The following is an 18,578-nucleotide window of genomic DNA, read 5'->3' as shown; positions in this document are numbered from 1 at the left end:
TTTGAGCTGGGCAGCTAACCCGCTAACCGCCGAAGATCGGAGAGAGGGACGTCCACAACTGGCGGATCCCCAGGATGACGAACAGCAGGGCACAGATCCCCAGCGCTATATTCGTGTGCAGCTTGTTGGCCCAGACCTTTGGGATCCTCTTGCCGTTGAGCAAGCCCAGCAGGGTCAGCGCGAGGAACGGCATGAACAGTGCGCCCAGTGCGCCATACGCAAGGATCAGGCCGATGGGCTGGCCCAGGGCGAAGAGAATCATGGGTGGGAAGGTCAGCCACAGGATGTAGAACTTGAAGTACTTTCCGCCCACCCGGGTATCCGGGTGGCCTGATTCCTTACCCCGCATGTTGCCCCAGAAGTCAGCAAACATCAGGGAGACACCGTTCCAGACGCCAATGATGGAGGAGAAGGAAGCGGCCCAGAAACCGATCAGGAACCCTGCCCCCACGGTATCGCCGTATTCTGCCTTCAGAACATCGTAGAGGTCCAGCAGGCCTTCGTCGCTCGCGCTGAGCGAAACACCAGCAGAGCGGACAACCTCGGCACCCACGATGAGCATGGCAATCACGAAGATACCGGTCATGACGTAGGCCATCGAGTTGTCGATTCGCATGACTTTCATCCATTTGGGGGTGTACCAGCCCTTCTCCCGCAGCCAGTATCCGTACGCGGCAAGGGTGATGGTGCCGCCGACCCCACCGGCCAACGCCAGCGTGTAGAAAACGGCATCCTTTGCCTCCGGGATCATGGGAATCAAGCCGGTGAGCATCTCGGGGATGTTCGGCGCCGCAATGATGGCCAGGCCCACAACAGTGATGAACATCAGGCCCACCAAAGCGGCGGTGATCTTCTCGAAGGTGGCGTACTTACCCCACCACACCATGGCAAAACCGGCCAGGCCCATCAGGATGGCCCACGCCCATAGCGGCAGGATGGGGAACACTGCTGCCAGGGGCAGGGCAGCGGAGGACATGGCGGTTGCCCCGTATACGAAGCCCCAGATCATGATGTAGGGACCAAAGTACCAAGTAGTCCATTTGCCGAGGGAGCGCCATCCCTCGAAGATCGTTTTTCCGGTTGCCAGAGTGTAGCGGCCTGCTCCTTCTACAAGGATGATTTTCAGGACCACGCCAACGATGACTGCCCAGAAGAGCCCGTATCCGAAGCGGGAACCGGCCACGAGGGTGGCCACCATGTCAGCCGCACCCACACCGGTGGCGGCCACAACCAGCCCGGGGCCGACAATTCGCCATTTGGCAGGGCGGCCACCGTCGTCATCAGTGCGGTCCGCGTGGCTCGCAAGGCCGGACGCGCTCTGCTGGTCAGCAGTAATCAGCGGCTTTCCCGATGGGTTGGTGCTGTCCATGGCATCGTTGCTCATGGTTCCTCCTCGACGTTGAATGTCCCCGGAAGATGAGGACACCAGCCAAGCTATGCGTGACGGGGAGCACTTCCAAGATAAATTTCACTTTCCTAACACTTCCTTAGGTAATGCCGGCTCCGGACTTAGATAATGGGGGCAGGTTGCACCTACGATGTGGTCTGCACGTGCTCACCCGGCTGAAAAGGGATCCAGGCCATGGAATTGCTCATCGTCGAGGATGACGACGCCATGGCGTCTGCGCTCGAAGCGGCCGTGGTCTCAGCCGGGCACAAGGCAGCCAGGGTTTCCCGTGGAACAGACGCTCTGCTGGTCCACCGGAACTTCGACGTCATCCTCCTGGACCTTGGACTGCCGGATCTTGACGGACTCGACGTCCTTCGAAAGCTCCGTCAGGTGACCCGGTGCCCTATTCTGATCCTCACTGCCCGGGACGATGAGCGGAGCGTGGTGTTGGGCCTTCGGCTCGGCGCCGATGACTACCTGGTCAAACCGGTGAAACTCGTGGAACTGCTGGCCAGAATCGAAGCCGTCACCAGGCGGGTGGCGTGGACGAACGGCGCGCGGAGCCGGACTCTGGCGGTAGGAGAGCTCGACATCGACCTCGACCGCCGCGTGGCCTCCGTCGGATCCCGTGTACTCGCTTTGACAGCCACTGAGTTTGATCTCCTCGCCCTGCTGGCCCGGCATGCGGGGTCGGTGGTCACGAGGGAACAAATCCTTGATGTCCTCTGGGGCGACGCCTTTATGGCCTCCTCTCGCAGCCTTGACGTCCACCTGACTGGCCTGCGGGCGAAGCTGGACCTGCCCGGCTTCATCATCAATGTTCGGGGTGTGGGGTACCGGATTGAAGCGGAACCGGCATGAGGTTCCGGGTGCTCGGTGTCCTGAGCCTGCTGTCCTTGCTCATGGTGATCGGGGTGTCCTACGCCCTGGTGACGTCTTCCAGCAGGGAGCTGACGCAGGAACTCCAGATCAACAGGGTTTCGTCGCTCAACCGCTTCGCCCAGCTTGCTTCCGACACAACCCTGGACGGCGACTTCACCAAGCTGCAGAGGGAGATGGACCGGTACTTCGAGCTCTACAATGAGGGCATCATCATCCGGCTCCAGGACAGGACGCTGCGGTCCGGAAACTTGGATGAGGATCGCCTCGATGTCCGCAACGCCGTAGCCAGCGCAAGCCTGAATCTGACCGACACAACCCTGCCACCCCTTCTTCCCTTTGAAAGCGGCTCCGAGGTGATCTCAAGATCGTTCGGCAGCGCGAACCAGGTCCTCGGTGAAGCCGTCCTCGAAGTAAATCAGGACACCGCAAGGCAGAAGCTGCGCGAACGCTGGCTTGCCGTCGGACTCGGAGCAGCAGGCTTGGAGGCCATCCTTCTCCTCTTGGCCAGCAGGGTAACAGGCTGGGTACTGCGCCCGATTCATCGCCTGAACACCGCGGTAGGGGAACTTGCGGCCACGGGGAAGACCAGCCAACTCCCGGAAGACGGCCCCCCGGAGCTGCGGGAACTGAGCCACTCCTTCACCACCATGGCGGAGACGGTCACGGAAAGCATCGAGTCCCAGCGCCAGCTCATTGCCGACACCTCGCATCAGCTGCGTAACCCGGTGGGAGCCCTGAGGCTGCGGATCGATCTGCTCGAGCTCGAACTGCGGAACAGCGCCGAAAAGTCAGCGGTGACAGGAGTGGTGCACGAGCTGGAACGCGTGGAAACCATCCTCGACGGCGTCCTGAAACTTGCAGCGGCCGAACACCGTGCCTCTGAAGGGATAGCCAGTCGCACAATCGGCCAGGCTCTCCCCCAGGCCGAAGCCGTTATTGATCCTTGGGTGGTGCTGCAGGAGGAAGTCGAAAGGGCAGGCCCCGCGGCTCGACGGGCAGGATGCCGGATAATTCTGGAGGCTCCGGAGAGATCAGTTGAGCTCGCGTGCAACGCCACGGAACTGGCGGAAATGGTGGGTGAGCTTCTGAACAACGCGATCAAGTATGCTCCCGGCGCAAAAATCACGGCAGGCGTCCGCAGCCTCCCCCGGAAGCTGGTCATCCATATCGCCGACGACGGCCCCGGCCTTTCAGAGGATGAGCGGACGGCCTCCCTCGGCCGGTTCTGGCGCTCCCCCCAACACCGGCATCTGAGCGGTAACGGACTGGGCATGGCCATCGTGTCCCGGCTTGCAGGCGCCAATGGCGGGAGCCTGAGACTGGCGCAAGGGGATCCACGCGGTTTGGTCGCCCGCCTCGAATTTCCCTTCACGGGTCCAACGGACGGGTCAGCCCATGCGTAACCTCGCGGGCAGCCACCTCAGGCAGGCCGATCTGCAACTGTCGCGGCGTACAGTGCTCCAGACCGGGGTGGCCTTGGGGCTTGCAGGGCTGATCCTTCCGGCCCTGGGCGGCTGCGGTCCCGAGGAGATTCCGGAAAACCTGACGGTGGCGGGTGGTGAGCCCGGCGGCTTCTACCTTGAATTTTCCACCTTGCTTGCGGAATCGCTGCAGCGCCATGGTGTTGCCCATAATGCCGTCCCTATGACCACTGGAGGCAGTCTCGAAAACATCGCCCGGCTGATTGCCGGGGAGGCACACTTTGCCGTCGCGCTTGCCGATGCGGCAGTAGAGCAAGCGTCCGCCGAAGCAGGGCCGAACACAGATCACGGGAGCCCGGGGCGGATAGTGGCCCTCGGGAAGGTCTACGAGAATTATGTGCACTGCGTGGTGCGGCGGGACAGCGGCATCCGGACCTTGATGGATCTGGCTGGCAAGACGGCAGCCATCGGCGCCAAGGGATCCGGAACGGCATTCACCGCCCACCGGATTATCCAGGCAGCCGGGCTGGGAGGCCCGTCCGGTGGCTCTTCCTCCAGCAACCCTCCATCCCCTGAGCCTATGAAAGAGCCAGCCCCTGTAAAGGAGCTAACCTTGGGCCTCAACGCAGGACTCGCTGCACTCCGGGAAGGTTCCATCGACGCCATGCTGTGGTCCGGTGGAGTACCCACTGCGGCCATTACCGCAGCAAACGGAGACCTCGGCCTCCGGTTCCTTGACCTCTCAGACCTCATCCCCGCCATGCGTGCCGAATTTGGTGCCTTTTACGATCGGGTCCTCATCCCGGAAGGCAGTTATGAAGGGACTCCTGCGGTAGGGACTGTCGGGGTGGCGAACCTGCTCCTCTGCCGGCGCGATCTAGGGGACCAGACGGTGACGAAAACGGTGGAGCTGCTGGTTGGTCATGCCCGGGAACTCATTCCCCAGTCCAGTCTTGGCGTGCAGTTTCTCAGCACGGAAACACTGATCAACACTGCAGGGGTGCCGCTTCATCCTGCTGCGGCTGCGAGCTACCGGCGGCTGCACGGCTGAGTCCGTCAGGAAGCAGGAAACCCCTGGACGGCTGCGTCAGATCGCTGACCAGCCGCCGTCGGAAGCGAGGATCACACCGTCAGCGTTGGTGCCGCCGTCGCTCAGCAGGAAGGTGATGGACACCGCCAACTGCCCGGCATTTGCATTGGTGACCTCCCCGCTTTATGACCCTCTGCGTCATTATGGAAGCGTGAATACTGGTGGAATGAACGACGACGACCTCCCGACGGCGGCTCCCCGCACTACCGGACGGCCAGTGACCATAGATCCCGACGCCGTCGCGAGGATTGCCTTGCAGCTGTTCGCGGACCATGGTTATGAGCGGATTTCCATGGAGGACATCGCCCGCGAGGCTGGGATCGGGCGCAAGAGCCTTTACCGGTACTTCTCCACCAAAGCGGACCTGATCTGGGGCGGGATAGAACCAGTGGCCGAGGCTGCGGGCCGGGCGTTGGACAAAATAAGCGGGATCAGGGAGTCACCTTCGAGCAGCGACCGGGTCCTCGCCGGCTGCGGGATGCAATCATTGCTGCGGCGGCTGTCCTCCCGGACCTCTCGGTGACGCGGGGGCGCCTCCGCCTGATCGCGGAATACCCCGAGCTGGCAAACCGGGGACGAACCCAGGTGTCTCACCGCCGCCTATGGTGCCGTGACCTTTGACGCCTGGCAGCAGTGGGCCCTGGGCGAGGATCCTGACCCGGGGCCCTACCTGCTGGCCGCGATGGAAGTCCTGCAGTTGCCCGCTTCGCTCGAAGGAGATTGATCTATGGCCGCATCGACATCGCCCAATGGGCAGGGGCCGCTTCGCGTCTCGCACAAGCCTTGGGATTCGCCGCTGATGTCCCCGGCAATGAGCAACACGGTGGACCGCCATGAGCGGTACCGGCTGACCAACCGCTTCGTTGAAGTTGAGCAACGGCCCTGCATCCCCGTCTCGGGGGAAATCCACTTCAGCCGGCTCCCCAGGTCTCGCTGGGAGGAGCGTCTGAGGCTCATGAAGGCCGGTGGCGTCACCGTCGTTGCCTGTTACGTCTTTTGGATCCACCACGAACAGCACGAAGGCGAAGTGCGTTTCGAGGCAAATCTGGACGTCGCCGCCTTCGTCCGGCTCTGTGAATCGATCGGACTGGACGTCGTCCTGCGCATCGGACCCTGGTGCCATGGCGAAGTCCGGAACGGCGGGTTCCCCGACTGGCTGCAGACGGCCAAGGTCAGGCATCGCACCAATGATCCTGCCTACCTTCAGCTCGTAGCACGCTGGTTCAACCGGCTCGGTACCCACCTCCATGGCGTCATGGGGCCGGCAAGCAACGTCATCGGCATCCAGATTGAGAACGAACTGTATACCGAACCTCAACACATCATCGAGCTCAAGAGGCTGGCCCGGAAGGCTGGCCTGAGCGCGCCGATCTGGACAGCAACAGCGTGGGGCGGGGCCGACCTCCCGCACGACGAGGTGCTGCCGCTCTTCGGCGGATACGGCGACGGCTTCTGGGTGGAGGCGGACGCCCCCTGGGACTCCACGTTCCGGGAACACTTCTTCTTCAGCCATGTCTGGGACGATCCCGGCATCGGGGCCGACCTGCGTGAACACCTCGGCTCAAACGATGGAGGTGCGGAGGCGGCCAAGCCCCGGACCCCCTCTCCCCTGTACCCAGCCGCGACCTGCGAGCTTGCCGGGGGGATGGCGACGGCCTACCAGCGCAGACCGTGGCCACAGGCACTGGATGTTGCCGCCGTCGCCCACAACAAGATCGGCAACGGCTCGGCATGGCAGGGGTACTACATGTTTGCCGGCGGGATCAACCCTGCCGACAACCTGCAGGAGTCCCATGCCACCGGCTATCCCAACGACCTGCCGCGCTTCGACTACGATTTCCACGCCCCGATCTGCGCCTCCGGCAGGCTCACCGGAAGCTTTGCCGAACTCCGGAAGCAGCATGCCTTTCTCTCAGCCTTCGGGGACCGCCTGGTCCAGATGCCTTCCACCTTGCCGGATACCCTGCCGAAGGGGATCGACGATACTTCCACGCTGCGCTGGGCCCTGCGTAGCGACGGCCACTCCGGTTTCGTGTTCATTACCTGGCATCAGCCCCACATCCCGCTGGCTCCCCATCACGCCACGCGCTTCGAGGTTGCCTTGGAGACCGGCCCCGTAACGCTCCCGAGTCAGGCTGTCACCGTTCCACCCGGCACGATTGCGCACTGGCCCCTGAACCTGGAAGTCGGCGGGGTGACCCTCGAATGGGCCACAGCCTCGCCGCTTTCAATCCTCGGCCCGGACACCTCGCCAACCCTGGTACTCGCTGCCGAAGCAGGCATTCCCGTGGAAATATGTCTCCCGGAGGGTACGTCTCTCAGTGGCCCTGCCGATGGATCGGCTGGCAATACCTACGTTATAGACGGCAACGACCTTGCCAGCGGATCCGTTGTGCTCGAAGCAAGGTCGGCACACACTGCGCTCAACATCCTGGTCCTGTCCCCCGAATCCGCCACTCAGGCGTGGATTCTGGATACCGCTGCTGGAAGGGAACTGCTCCTCTCGGAAGAACCAGTGTGGGTCGCGGCCAGCGGACAGCTTGCCGGCCGGTCCGCCGGCGTTCCTGACGTCCGGCGCTACAACCCGGCCTCGGCCTCCTTTGAAGCCGTCCCCGTGCAAGGTGGCACGTCCGCTCCCCCGGCGCTGCGCCCCGCCGTCGAACTCCGCCGTCCTTCCCGACCGGTACCGTACACGTTCGGCTCTTTGGCCGGGCGTGCCTCCGCTCCGTCCCAGGAAACCCTCGATGCCCTATCCATGGCCTACAAGGTTGGAGTGCCTGCTGAGATCTTTTCGGGTGGGGAGCATGCCGAACTGGAGATCACCTGGGCGGGAGACATCGCGCAGTTGCTCGTTGACGGCGTCCTGGTTGCGGACAGGTACTGGGACGGCTCGCCCTGGGTCCTGGAAATTCACGACGCCGGGATCACGCCCGCGTCCGAGGTCACCCTCCAGATCCTCCCGCTCTCGAAGGCGGCCCGGGTGGGGCTGCCTCTGGATGCACAACGACGACGGGATGCTGTGCCCGGGGATCTCGCCGCGCTGGATTCCGTGCAGTTAACCAGTTGGAGCAGTTGGCATGAGAAAGTCAGCTATGCCAATTGAGAGAGCAAGGCCATTCAGGAGAATTGCCTGCCGTTTTGGGGCCGCGGCGTTGGTAATTTGCCTGCTCACCGGCTGCGTGCCCAGGTTTTTGATACCGAGGAGTGCACCAACCCCTGCGGAAACGGGCAGTATCTTTACGCACCGGTATTCGCAGAATGAAGTGGAGGCCCTGGCGGAGTCCGTGACCGGCCAGGATGGCGTTCCTTCGGTTCTCCTGTCCGACCTTGAGTTCTGGGACGAGATCATGAGTGTGCACTATGGGGTGCTTGAGGGGGAGGTGAGCCCGGAAGCATGCTTCGACTATCTCGGATGGGCCACTCTGATGGGTGATCGAATGCCTGCAGCCGGCTCCTTGACAGGCACATGGGATCACCCTGTTTTCGTCGCGGTGACGGGAGACCGAGACGACCAGTTGGCGCTCGCCTTCAGTGCTATCACCCACCTTTCGGAGTGTTCTCCTGCAAGGGTGACCGTCGACGGGAAAACGACGACAGTGTCGTTTCGGCCGGCTTCAGCCTTCTCCGAGGCTGGCCTCACCTACTCCACCATTGCCAGCACGTACCCGCCGGGCATGGCGCCGCGGCACGTCCTTCGGGTGGCGGGCAAAATCGGAACCCTCTTTGTCCAGGCATCCGCCAACATAGACAACCCCGAGGACTACCGCGCCGATGCGGATCGGTTGTCGGTTTACATCAACCAGGTAGTGGCCGCCAGCAGAAGCCTTGCCGAAGACGGAGTCATGCCTGCCCCTGGGGCTCCATCGGCACAGAAAGTTTAGATCCAGGCGCCGTAGTGACCTTCTTTGAAGCCGAACTGGCCGCTGGAGCAACTGACTCGCCGTGTCCCGGCCCGGTTGTGAGGCAAACAAGGTCACGACGGCGGGTCCGCGGTCATCCTGATCTCAGATAGGCTCACCAACCATGACTGACATTGACGAACAAGGCCGCTCCGAACCTCCTCTGGCAGCTGACGAGGCCGGTACCCTCCTGGGGTTCCTCGACTTCCATCGTGCCACCCTGGCTTGGAAGTGCTCCGGGCTGGACTCCGCCGGCCTTAGCGCTACTGTGGCGACATCCTCACTGACACTCGGCGGTCTTTTGAAGCACCTGGCCTATGTCGAGGACAGCTGGTTCTCCGAATCGCTGTTCGGCCGGGACCCGCAGCCGCCGTGGGACACTGTGGACTGGAAGGCGGACCGGGACTGGGAATGGCATTCGGCGGCCGAGGACTCTCCCGAGCAGCTCCGAATTCTGTGGCAGGAAGCCGTTGACCGCTCCCGCTCCCTGACTGCCGAGGCGCTGGCCGACGGCGGGCTGGACCGGTTGGCCAGCCGCCCCAGGCAGGACGGCACAAGACCGAGCCTGCGGTGGATCCTGGTTCACATGATCGAGGAGTACTCCCGGCACAACGGCCACGCCGATTTCCTCCGCGAATCAATAGACGGGCTGACCGGGGAATGACCTGGCAGCCCTACGCTGTCAGGTCGCTTCTGCCGCGCTCCGCACTGGGTACAGGTACTCCTGGCACAGCTTCCGGGAGCGGACCATTCCACTCAAGCTGACCACCGCCACTGGAGCATTGACCCTTGGCAACAGCTCCGCCTACGCACCCGATATCGACTCCGTGACCATCGCACCGATAGCTGTCAGCGCAGCCACCACGGTGCCGGCGGCGTGACAACCATGCTCGCGATGCGTGCGTTCTGTGGTTCGCCGTGTCAGACCCTGGCGTGAACTCCATGGCTGGTCCGCCGGCCGAACGATGCTGCCCCCAGGAATTCGACGGCGACAAACGGCTCCGAGCCCACCACCCACTCATCATGTCGCGGCGGCAAAGTGTAAGTATCGTTGGCACGTATCGTGGACCGAACGCCGTCCGCCGTTTCGACTTCCAATACTCCGGACACGCAGAAGCCCAGATGATTGTGCTGGCAGAAATCGGTCTCTTCCAGGGGTTTCATGCTCTCAGACCAGCGCCAGCCTGGCTCAAGAATCAGCCGAACCACCGAGAAGTCATCCACCGTGACCAGATCAAACTCGGCCTTATCGGGGCACCGTTTTTTGTCCGGGGTATCGAAGGATTTAACTGCGAGGGCTGTAACAACAGTCACGGACATCGGGGACCACCTGGAGACGAGGGTTTTGGGCGCTTGGGGGCGGCACCAAGCTGATGGGTTACCGGCCGACTCTCCCATGTTGGAGGTTCAGAACGACCGGGGAATTTGTGGCACTGTCCCCCGCAGCGCACCTGTGCTCAACAGATCCTTGCTGACGTATTTCAAAGGTAGACCTCCGCCACCGGAAGTCAATGGGCGCTGGAAATCCAGGGCATGCTGGAGCCGTTTGAAGCCCGGGCGCGTCAGGAAGCCTTGTCGGAGGAGACGCCCAGCTCATTGGAGACAGTCCGCGTGGTTTCCAGCAGCGCCGCCGTCACTTTTTCCAATTCAGCTTTGTCCACGTCTTCGGCCGGGAAGACCACAGTTATGGCCAAAGGCAGCGAGTCGACTGAAGAAAAGACTGGAGCGGCTACCGAGGAAACTCCGGGGATAATCCCGCCCGAGGTCACCGCGTAGCCTGCCTGAAGAACTTCCTGGCGCTTCCGGTTGATGTCTGCTTCCGAGTACGCCTCGGCGCTCAGACGAGCCCGGTCGGCGGCCAACACAGCGGCGGACATGGATTCCGGCAAGTAGGCGAGGAAGATGAGCCCGCCCGAGGAAGTCAACATCGGAAGCTTGGCGCCGACCCGAACGTTGAAGGGCAGTGCGTGCGATCCGTAGTCCCAGCGGACCACGACCGGTCCGTCTTCGCCCCAGACTGAAAGGTTGACGGAGTGCCCGCAGGCGTCGCGAAGCCTCATGGCGTAGTCCGAGGCCACGGACACTTCATTGGTCCGGCGCAGCGACTCGGCACCCAACCGCCGCATGGCAGGGCCGAAATCGTACCTGCCTGTCTTCGGTGATTGGGAGGCAAGTCCGGAGCGGACCAGGCTGACCAGGTAGCGGTGGGCCTTGTTGGGCTGGAAGCCGCTGCGCTCAGCAATTTCAGAGAGCGGCATCGGTCCCCCGCCGTCCTCGAGAGCGCGCAGTATGCGCATCGCCAACTCAACGGACTGGATGCCTTGGCGCTCCGCAGCCGACTCCTGCTCCGACTCGCTCAAATCAGCTCACTCCCCTGTTAGTTCCCACAACTGTTAGTTCCCAAAAACCGTTCGTTCCCGGCACAGCCAAAAACACTTGCCGCACCCCAGCCTGCTTGCGGCAGGTCCGGGGTGCGGCCAGTGTACTTGGTCTGTGAAGGCTCTGTTCGCGCCCTACGCTTCAGCGGCCGGTATTTTGACGGACAACTGCGCAGGCCCAGGAACCGAAATCGTCTTCACCTTGACCCGCGGTACCAGTATGGACGCAAAGGCTCCCACCACTGCCGGAATAGCGAAAGCGTAGAAGTTCCATTCCACGGAGAGTCCGGACGTCATCACCCAGGCGCCCAACGATGGTCCAACGATGGCCCCCACCCGGCCGAAGGACAGTGCCCAGGCCAATCCGCTGCCGCGGATGTCGTCCGGGTAGCGCGTGAGGATGAATCCGTTGACCAGAATCTGTGACCCGATGAAGCCCACGCCGCTGAGGAACATAAAGATGAACAATACGACCACGTTGGGGTTCACGCTCATCACCAACAGGCTCACCGCACCGGTGAGGAAGGCGACGACGACCACAGGTTTGGCGCCAATGCGGTCGGCAATCCGGCCGCCGATGATGACTCCTACAGCAACGCCGATCCACATGGCAGCCGTCTGCAGCAGTGCCGAACCCAGTGAATAGCCGTTGGCCTGCATCATTGTCGGAAGCCAAGCAGTGATGCCGAAGACCAGCAGGAGGCCGCAGAACGTCATCACCCAGAAGAGCAGCGTGGCAGCGGCAATCCCGGGAGCAAACAGCGGGCCGATTCCGGCAAGGTGCCGTTTGCCTGCTGCCGTGAGTACCGGCGTCGGCAAGCCCATCGACTCGGTCAAGCGGTGTGCCTCGGCAACCTTGCCCAACCGGAGCAAGTGAACGGGAGGAACCGGCAGCAGTTTCCACGCGAACGGCAGGATGATCAGGGCCGGAATGACGCCGATGATGTAGAGCCAACGGAACGAGGTGGCGGGGAGCAGCGCTGCGCCAAGCAGGGGGGCTGCCAGGCCGCCCGCTGCATAGCCGGCCATAACGATTCCAGTGTTACGGTTCCGGTGCTGCGGGACGGAAAGGTCTGCCACATAAGCCAACAGCGTGGGCAGGACGATGCCAAGCCCGAGGCCAACGAACGCCCGGCCGATGCCGAAAAGTGCTACGTTCTGAGCCACGGCCGAGATCACCATACCTGCAGAGAAAACAATGCAGCTTGCCAGGATCAGCCGAAGGGCGCCGATCCTCCGCATCAAGGCACCCGCCAGGGCGGCGCCGATCAGCATTCCGGCTCCCACGACTGAACCCAGGACACCGGCTGATCCCTTATCGATAGCAAGTGACTCGTCAGCGAGCAGGGCGGGAACTGAGACGCCATAAACGGCGAGGTCGTAGCCCTCGAGCATGGCAATGACAAAGGCGACAGCCAGCAGGACGCGCTCGGTAATGGTGCGGACGTCCCCGGGCCCGGCATTCTTATGGATTGTGGACATTGCTTACACTCCTACTGAGGCTGCCGTGCTGCTCATCGTTGAGCAGGCTTTTTGGTATTCATGGACGAGGGCTTCGTACTCGCTGGCTGTGCGGGCGGCGCCGAACACATAAAAATCAGGACGGACCAGGACAGCGCCGCAATCGTAGTCCCGGAACCAGTCGAGGTAACTGCCGTTGACGTCGGCAAAGGAACCACTGACGTCGCCGCTGGCCGGATCAATGACGACGACGTCCCCGGACAGGGTTGCCGTCGACAGGGCTGCCTCCGCATACCACCGGGCATCGCAGAGGAGACGGAATCCGTAACCGAAGACTTCGTCGAACAGGGCAGACGTGCGTTCAGTCCGGACCTCGTCCTGGATGAAAAGCCGTCCGTTGGCGGGATGGTCCGTGGTTGCCATGAACCCCGGCCCCAGCCCCGGAAATCTCAGTTTCTCCGGCTTCATATTGTTCCGGCGGTTTTCCAGGAGCTGGAGGTCACGCTGCCGGGCCTTCTCAGGATCACGCATGGTCTGGACCTTGCCGAGCTCGATACCCTTGTGGACAACTGCCGCAACATGGGGCTCGCGCTCGGTCTGGTAGCTGTCAAGAACAGTGTCCTCGGCCCTGCCCGTGAGTACAAGATTAAGTTTAAACGCGAGGTTCTGGGCGTCCCGGATCCCGGAGCACATCCCTTGTCCGAGGAACGGCGGCATCTGGTGGGCGGCATCTCCTGCCAGGAGAATCCGCCCCTGCCGCCACGACCCGGCAATGAGGGACCGGAAGGTGTAGGTGGCCACGCGGATGAGTTCTGCCTGATCCGGTGACAGGTAGTTCGCCACCCGTGCCCACACCTTCTCCGGATCCCGCTCCACCAGGAAGGCCTCTTCAGAATCGAGCATGAAGCTGAAGCGGTGGTGGGAGGGGCCCAGCGAAATAACGGACTGGGGCTGCCGCGGGTCGCAGACCTGGCGTGCGTGCGGCAGGTCCACCTCACCGGTGAGCCGAAAATCGCACACCAGCCACGGTTCGGAAAAGCCGAAGTCTTCCAGCTCTGAACCAAGCCATCCGCGCGTGAAGCCGTTCCCGCCGTCGCACGCCACCACATAGCTGGCGGTAACAACGCCGTCAGGGCAGTTCACTTCCACACCCTCTGCGGTTTCGGCGTAGCCGTCCACCGGTGAGTTGAACCGCACTGTCACGTTGGGCAGTGACCGGCAAAGACGGTCCAGCGCGTCCTCGAGCTCAGGCTGGTACATCATGTACCACTCCGCCCACCCGGAGGCCCCCTTGAGTGCGAACTCGTGTTCGATGAGCAGTTCGCCGGAGGCATTGCGCCACTCGTAATTCCGCTGGGCGTTGACCTTGGGAAGCAGTTCCTGCGCGATCCCCAAGCGGGCGAAGGTCCGCATGGTTTCGTCGTCGAATATTGCGGCACGGGGCAGATTGTAGAGCCCTGAGTATCTTTCCAGCACCACCACCTTGTGTCCGGCCTGGCCCAGCAGCGCTGCCGTGGCCATTCCAACCGGGCCGTACCCCACGACGGCAACATCAAATTTTTCCATCGTCATCCTCAAATCCCTGGATCGGACCACTCCTGTGATCCTTGACACAGTGCCAGAGTAAGATTCATTATTAGTGAAGTCAATGCATATTAGTGAATTGATTTGCGGCCAAAGGAGATCGTTATGAAGAAGATTGCCCTCGAAGAACACTTCGTCACTCCGGACCTTGTCGGGTACGGAACCAGCACCAGTTCCATTGCCCAGCCCCAGGCGTGGGCCGATGCCTCGAGGCGCCTTCTCGACTTCACGGAAGAGCGTCTTCCTGAAATGGACCTTCACGGAATCGACATGGAGGTCCTTTCCCTGAACTCCCCCGGCATCCAGGCGGAGAAGGACCCGGCAACTGCGGTTGCCAAGACGAAAACGGTCAATGACTTCCTCGCCGGGGTGATGACGGAGCGTCCCACGCGCTTCTCGGGCTTCGCCGCCCTTCCTCTGCAGGACCCCCAGGCAGCAGCCAGGGAGCTTGAGCGTGCTGTCACTGAACTTGGCATGAAAGGCGCGCTGGTCAACGCCCACACCAACGGCATGTACCTCGATGACCCCAGGCTCCGCGTCGTGTGGGAAATGGCGGAAGGACTTGATGTGCCGCTGTATCTGCATCCGGCCAACGGCGTTGACACCGCCGACGTCCTGAGCGGGCATCCGGAACTGGTTGGCCCCATGTGGAGTTGGGGCATCGACACCTCTACCCACGCCCTCAGGCTGATTTTCGGCGGCGTATTTGACGACTTCCCCAACGCCAAGTTGCTGCTCGGACACATGGGCGAAGGCCTGCCGTATGTCCTGTGGCGGCTGGACTCCCGGTGGGACTTCCACAACCACCACGGCATCGAACTCGCCAAGGGAAAGCCCTCCGAATATCTTCGGGACAACCTCTACATCACCACCAGCGGCGTGTGTTCCCCCGCTCCGCTGCTGTGCGCGATGCTTGCTGTGGGTGCGGACCACATTCTCTTCGGAACGGACTACCCCTTCGAGACCATCGAGGATGCGGCGAGGTTCCTTGACAACGCACCCATCAGTGAATCGGATCGCGAGAAGATCAGTTTCCGGAACGCCGAGAAGCTTTTGCGGCTGGGCAACAGTGAAGATACGGCAACTGCCCTGGTTTCAGCCGGAGCCGTGACACTGGAAACCACGTAATGACGCTGATTTTTGAGCATGTGACCCTGGGGCAGCGTATCCGCTTCGGCACGGGGAAGGCTGCGCAAAACCTCAGCGCCGAAGTGGATCGACTCGGTGCAACGCGGGTCATGGTGATTGCGAGCGAATTCGAAGCCCCCATCGCGGAGAGGGTGAGCGAAGGGATCGACGTCGCCCTTTACTACAGGGATGTAGCACCGCATGTGCCCATCGATAAGGCAGAGAAGGCCCGCGCCGCCGCACTCGAGCACGGAATCGATCTGCTCGTGTGTGTTGGCGGCGGTTCCACCACCGGGCTGGCCAAGGCGGTCGCCATGACCACGAAGCTTCCGATCATCGCTGTGCCGACGACGTACGCCGGCTCGGAAGCGACCAACGTCTGGGGTCTGACGGAAGCGTCCCGGAAGGCGACGGGGGTGGACAGCAATGTCCTTCCCGGAACGGTGATTTATGACGCCGAGCTGACCTTTTCGCTGCCGCCCCGGCTCTCGGTCGCCTCTGGCCTGAACGCCTTGGCGCACTGCATCGATTCCATGTGGGCTACCCGGGCCGATCCAATTAACCAGGCGCTGGGGGCCGAAGGCATTCGTGCCCTTGCCAGCGGTCTTCCCCGGATCAAGGACAATCCCCAGGACCTTCCCGGCCGGGAGCAGGCACTTTACGGCGCGTATCTGTCAGCGGTGGCCTTCGCCTCGGCCGGTTCGGGAATGCACCATAAGATCTGCCACGTCCTCGGAGGGGCCTACAACATGCCGCATGCGGAGACCCACGCCACGGTCCTGCCGTATGTCCTCGCGTTCAACGCACCGTTCGCGCCAGATGCGGAGCGCCGGATTGCCGCGGCGTTGGGAGCTGACGATGCCGTCACCGGACTCAACGCTCTCCGTTCCACTCTGGACGCGCCCACTTCGCTGAAGGAACACGGACTCCTGGAGGCGAACATCCCTCAAGCAGTTGAGCTGATCCTGCCCGCCATCCCTGCCGGCAACCCCCGCCCTGTTACCGGGGCTAACCTCGAGGAACTCCTTCGCGCCGCATACTCCGGAACCACTCCGGCCTCTGATCCAGTCGGGAACAAGGAAGCCAGCCATGTTTGAGACAACCCAAAGCAGCCGTTATCTGCCTCCGCAGGAAGTCACTGCCGAGCAGGCCGCCGTCGAGCAGTCCCTGGTGGACACCGTCGTCGCATCTTTCGACAAAACGGAAGACCCGCGGCTCAAGCAGCTCATGCAGTCCCTGACCCGGCATCTGCATGCCTTCATCCGCGAAGTGCGCCTGACCGAGGAGGAATGGAACGCCGCCATCGCCTTCCTGACAGCCGCCGGCCACATTACCGACGACACCCGGCAGGAGTTCATCCTGCTTTCGGATGTCCTCGGCGCTTCCATGCAGACCATCGCCATCAACAACCAGACCCACAAGAGCGCCACCGAGGCCACGGTTTTCGGACCTTTTTTCGTCACTGATGCCCCTGAGATCCCCATCGGCGGGGACATCGCCGGAGAAGCGGCGGGGCAGCCCTGCTGGGTTGAAGGAACAGTCACCGACACCGAGGGGCGCGCCGTACCTGGAGCACGGATCGAGGTCTGGGAAGCGGACGAAGACGGTTTTTACGACGTCCAGTACACCGACCATCGGGTTGCCGGTCGCGCCCACCTCTATTCGGACCCAGAGGGCAAGTACGCGTTCTGGGGCCTCACTCCGACTCCCTACCCGATTCCCCACGATGGACCCGTCGGCAAGATGCTTAAAGCAACCGGCCGTTCCCCTGTCCGTGCCTCCCATCTGCATTTCATGGTCGTCGCCGAGGGGCTGCGGACCCTGGTGACGCACATCTTCGTGGAGGGAGATCCGCAGATCGACATCGGCGACAGCGTCTTCGGCGTCAAGGACTCGCTGATCAAGAGGTTCGAGCTGCAGGCACCCGGTACGCCCGCTCCCGACGGCAGGGACCTGTCCGGCCGTAACTGGGCCCGCACCCGGTTCGACATTGTCCTGGCCCCGGCTGAGGTCTGAGCAGAGCAATGCGCCGTTCGCTAAGTCCGGCATCGGCGTCGCGGTTCCTCCCGGAACCGACCCACCGGACGTTTCCACCGTAAAGTCGCTCATCGCTGCCCTGCTGGCGGCGCGTTCCGTAGCCTACTCACGGAACGGGCCCAGCGGCGTCTACTTTGCCCGGTTATTAAGGGAGCTGGGCATCTCGGAGAAGGTGAACCAAACGGCGGCCGTAGTTGATCATGGGCTTACCGCCTTGGCGCTGCTTGACGGGCGATCTGACCTGGCCGTTCAGCAATTGAGCGAGCTTCAGGCCGTTCCGGAAGTCAGGATCGCCGGACTGCTCCCGGACCCGGTTCAGCACCACACCCATTTCTCCATCGCGATGGACCCTAACGCGGTCGGCTCTGCAGCGGCGGCGGGGACCGGTTACGCCGTCGAGCTTTTTACATTCCTGAGGGCAGAGGCAGCTGCGGTCTAGCCGCCGGAGCAGTTCCAGCGAGACTGGCGGTAAAGAAAGATCCTGCGGTGCGCATGAACCTGTCCTCCATGTCGCGGCGGACGAAATGTGATGCGCCCTCGAAGACCTCGACGCGGGCGCCCCCTGCAAGGGCAATCCGCTGGTGTTCGTCGGTGATCCCGGTTCTGACTGTTCCCGTCACGATGAGGACGGGAACGCTGGAGTCCGTCAGGCCAGCAACCAGGTTCGGCCACGGCGTTGCAGGAATCACGTTGCCGTTGAGAACGACGCGGGGATCGCAATCCTCCTGCGCCTGGCAGCTCCGGAGAATTTCAGCGGCACTCCAGGTGGGCCATTCGCGCTTCCTGATGGCCCTGCGCTCGGAAGCTGTCCTTGACTGGACGTCAATGAGGTGCGCGTGGGCGCTTTCGGCCACACTGCGCTCCTGGAAGGGTGTGACGGGAAGCCGCCAAAAGGGATCCTCGAGCAGTACGCCTGCCGGAACAAATGCTCCATTGCCATGCTGCAGAGTCGCCGCTGCGACGGCTGCGGCCACCGCACCCCCGGCCGAATGCCCGTAATACAACGCAGGGAGCCTCCCCAGCACCCGGAGTTCCGGGGCGCCGAAGGTTTCGAGAACGTCCTGCACCATGACGTCTCCCGGATGCCTCTGCAGATCTTCATCTGACCAGCGGGGCGAGTTCCCGTGTCCGCGCAGGTCCAAGGCCAGGACTGCCCAACCGGTGGAAACCCAGTCCGGGAAGGTGGCCTCCAGGCACGCCGCCGACTCCACGAGGCCATGGACGGCAATGACGACGGCGGTGGGCGGCCCCTCCGGCAAGGTCAATCGATACGACAACACTCTCTGTCCTCCTGAAGCTCTGATAAGA

General features: G+C 62.7%; 17 protein-coding genes. 11 read left to right on the top strand and 6 right to left on the bottom strand.

What is annotated here, in order from left to right; translation table 11 throughout:
- Positions 1–22 precede the first annotated feature (22 nt).
- Positions 23–1,384 (bottom strand): Nramp family divalent metal transporter, encoded by a 1,362-nt coding sequence (locus RIN13_RS12990; RefSeq protein WP_309107758.1) that lies wholly within the window; start codon positions 1,382–1,384, stop codon positions 23–25.
- 198 nt (positions 1,385–1,582) lie between these two features.
- Between RIN13_RS12990 and RIN13_RS12985 the strand changes: the two genes are divergently transcribed.
- The 7 genes from RIN13_RS12985 (at position 1,583) to RIN13_RS12950 (ending at position 9,346) form a co-directional block, all read left to right on the top strand.
- Positions 1,583–2,251 carry a response regulator transcription factor gene (locus RIN13_RS12985; protein WP_309107757.1) on the top strand — a complete coding sequence of 223 codons (669 nt, stop codon included), beginning with the start codon at positions 1,583–1,585 and terminating at the stop codon, positions 2,249–2,251.
- On the top strand, positions 2,248–3,675 hold the full coding sequence (locus RIN13_RS12980) for a HAMP domain-containing sensor histidine kinase (RefSeq protein WP_309107756.1): 1,428 nt from the start codon (positions 2,248–2,250) through the stop codon (positions 3,673–3,675). The genes RIN13_RS12985 and RIN13_RS12980 overlap by 4 nt, the downstream gene beginning before the upstream one ends.
- Positions 3,668–4,744: a TAXI family TRAP transporter solute-binding subunit gene (locus RIN13_RS12975; protein WP_309107755.1), complete on the top strand. Its 1,077-nt coding sequence runs from the start codon at positions 3,668–3,670 to the stop codon at positions 4,742–4,744. Before RIN13_RS12980 ends, RIN13_RS12975 begins: the two co-directional genes overlap by 8 nt.
- Positions 4,745–4,949: 205 nt before the next feature.
- Positions 4,950–5,306, top strand: coding sequence for a helix-turn-helix domain-containing protein (locus RIN13_RS12965; protein WP_309107754.1), 357 nt, complete (start codon positions 4,950–4,952; stop codon positions 5,304–5,306).
- Positions 5,307–5,510: 204 nt separating this feature from the next.
- Positions 5,511–7,886 carry a beta-galactosidase gene (locus tag RIN13_RS12960; protein WP_309107753.1) on the top strand — a complete coding sequence of 792 codons (2,376 nt, stop codon included), beginning with the start codon at positions 5,511–5,513 and terminating at the stop codon, positions 7,884–7,886.
- Between the two features lie 181 nt (positions 7,887–8,067).
- Positions 8,068–8,664 (top strand): hypothetical protein, encoded by a 597-nt coding sequence (locus tag RIN13_RS12955; protein ID WP_309107752.1) that lies wholly within the window; start codon positions 8,068–8,070, stop codon positions 8,662–8,664.
- A gap of 142 nt (positions 8,665–8,806) precedes the next feature.
- Positions 8,807–9,346 (top strand): DinB family protein, encoded by a 540-nt coding sequence (locus tag RIN13_RS12950; RefSeq protein WP_309107751.1) that lies wholly within the window; start codon positions 8,807–8,809, stop codon positions 9,344–9,346.
- Positions 9,347–9,603: 257 nt separating this feature from the next.
- Here RIN13_RS12950 and RIN13_RS12945 read toward each other — a convergent pair whose 3' ends face one another.
- From RIN13_RS12945 to RIN13_RS12930, 4 genes are all read right to left on the bottom strand, one after another.
- Positions 9,604–10,002 carry a cupin domain-containing protein gene (locus RIN13_RS12945; RefSeq protein WP_309107750.1) on the bottom strand — a complete coding sequence of 133 codons (399 nt, stop codon included), beginning with the start codon at positions 10,000–10,002 and terminating at the stop codon, positions 9,604–9,606.
- Positions 10,003–10,244: 242 nt separating this feature from the next.
- Positions 10,245–11,042 (bottom strand): IclR family transcriptional regulator, encoded by a 798-nt coding sequence (locus tag RIN13_RS12940; RefSeq protein ID WP_309107749.1) that lies wholly within the window; start codon positions 11,040–11,042, stop codon positions 10,245–10,247.
- Positions 11,043–11,195: 153 nt separating this feature from the next.
- Entirely contained in the window at positions 11,196–12,542 is a 1,347-nt protein-coding gene (locus RIN13_RS12935) for an MFS transporter (protein ID WP_309107748.1), read from the bottom strand.
- Positions 12,543–12,545: 3 nt separating this feature from the next.
- Entirely contained in the window at positions 12,546–14,093 is a 1,548-nt protein-coding gene (locus RIN13_RS12930; protein WP_309107747.1) for a bifunctional 3-(3-hydroxy-phenyl)propionate/3-hydroxycinnamic acid hydroxylase, read from the bottom strand.
- 117 nt (positions 14,094–14,210) lie between these two features.
- On the opposite strand from RIN13_RS12930, the gene RIN13_RS12925 reads away from it, so the two are divergent.
- The 4 genes from RIN13_RS12925 to RIN13_RS12910 are packed head-to-tail and all read left to right on the top strand — an operon-like array spanning position 14,211 to position 17,709.
- Positions 14,211–15,233 carry an amidohydrolase family protein gene (locus RIN13_RS12925; RefSeq protein ID WP_309107746.1) on the top strand — a complete coding sequence of 341 codons (1,023 nt, stop codon included), beginning with the start codon at positions 14,211–14,213 and terminating at the stop codon, positions 15,231–15,233.
- Positions 15,233–16,330, top strand: a complete 1,098-nt coding sequence (locus RIN13_RS12920) for a maleylacetate reductase (protein ID WP_309107745.1) — start codon at positions 15,233–15,235, stop codon at positions 16,328–16,330. The genes RIN13_RS12925 and RIN13_RS12920 overlap by 1 nt, the downstream gene beginning before the upstream one ends.
- Positions 16,323–17,249: a dioxygenase gene (locus RIN13_RS12915; RefSeq protein WP_309107744.1), complete on the top strand. Its 927-nt coding sequence runs from the start codon at positions 16,323–16,325 to the stop codon at positions 17,247–17,249. Before RIN13_RS12920 ends, RIN13_RS12915 begins: the two co-directional genes overlap by 8 nt.
- The gene (locus RIN13_RS12910) at positions 17,224–17,709 is read left to right on the top strand and encodes a substrate-binding domain-containing protein (protein ID WP_309107743.1); all 486 of its coding nucleotides are present in this window, start codon (positions 17,224–17,226) and stop codon (positions 17,707–17,709) included. Before RIN13_RS12915 ends, RIN13_RS12910 begins: the two co-directional genes overlap by 26 nt.
- Here the strand turns inward: RIN13_RS12910 and RIN13_RS12905 are convergent.
- Positions 17,675–18,550 carry an alpha/beta fold hydrolase gene (locus tag RIN13_RS12905; RefSeq protein ID WP_309107742.1) on the bottom strand — a complete coding sequence of 292 codons (876 nt, stop codon included), beginning with the start codon at positions 18,548–18,550 and terminating at the stop codon, positions 17,675–17,677. The two genes, RIN13_RS12910 and RIN13_RS12905, sit on opposite strands and share 35 nt — an antisense overlap.
- Positions 18,551–18,578 lie beyond the last annotated feature (28 nt).

This window comes from Arthrobacter sp. (genome assembly GCF_031179985.1).
GTDB lineage: Bacteria > Actinomycetota > Actinomycetes > Actinomycetales > Micrococcaceae > Arthrobacter.
The sequence above is the reverse complement of the archived record's forward strand: the minus strand, read 5'-3'. Positions and strand labels throughout refer to the sequence as shown.

Bases quoted from the DNA above. Each gene is read 5' to 3' on its own strand.
- RIN13_RS12990 (WP_309107758.1), bottom strand. From the start codon at position 1,384: ATGAGCAACGATGCCATGGACAGCACCAACCCATCGGGAAAGCCGCTG.
- RIN13_RS12985 (WP_309107757.1), top strand. From the start codon at position 1,583: ATGGAATTGCTCATCGTCGAGGATGACGACGCCATGGCGTCTGCGCTC.
- RIN13_RS12980 (WP_309107756.1), top strand. From the start codon at position 2,248: ATGAGGTTCCGGGTGCTCGGTGTCCTGAGCCTGCTGTCCTTGCTCATG.
- RIN13_RS12975 (WP_309107755.1), top strand. From the start codon at position 3,668: ATGCGTAACCTCGCGGGCAGCCACCTCAGGCAGGCCGATCTGCAACTG.
- RIN13_RS12965 (WP_309107754.1), top strand. From the start codon at position 4,950: ATGAACGACGACGACCTCCCGACGGCGGCTCCCCGCACTACCGGACGG.
- RIN13_RS12960 (WP_309107753.1), top strand. From the start codon at position 5,511: ATGGCCGCATCGACATCGCCCAATGGGCAGGGGCCGCTTCGCGTCTCG.
- RIN13_RS12950 (WP_309107751.1), top strand. From the start codon at position 8,807: ATGACTGACATTGACGAACAAGGCCGCTCCGAACCTCCTCTGGCAGCT.
- RIN13_RS12945 (WP_309107750.1), bottom strand. From the start codon at position 10,002: ATGTCCGTGACTGTTGTTACAGCCCTCGCAGTTAAATCCTTCGATACC.
- RIN13_RS12935 (WP_309107748.1), bottom strand. From the start codon at position 12,542: ATGTCCACAATCCATAAGAATGCCGGGCCCGGGGACGTCCGCACCATT.
- RIN13_RS12930 (WP_309107747.1), bottom strand. From the start codon at position 14,093: ATGACGATGGAAAAATTTGATGTTGCCGTCGTGGGGTACGGCCCGGTT.
- RIN13_RS12925 (WP_309107746.1), top strand. From the start codon at position 14,211: ATGAAGAAGATTGCCCTCGAAGAACACTTCGTCACTCCGGACCTTGTC.
- RIN13_RS12920 (WP_309107745.1), top strand. From the start codon at position 15,233: ATGACGCTGATTTTTGAGCATGTGACCCTGGGGCAGCGTATCCGCTTC.
- RIN13_RS12915 (WP_309107744.1), top strand. From the start codon at position 16,323: ATGTTTGAGACAACCCAAAGCAGCCGTTATCTGCCTCCGCAGGAAGTC.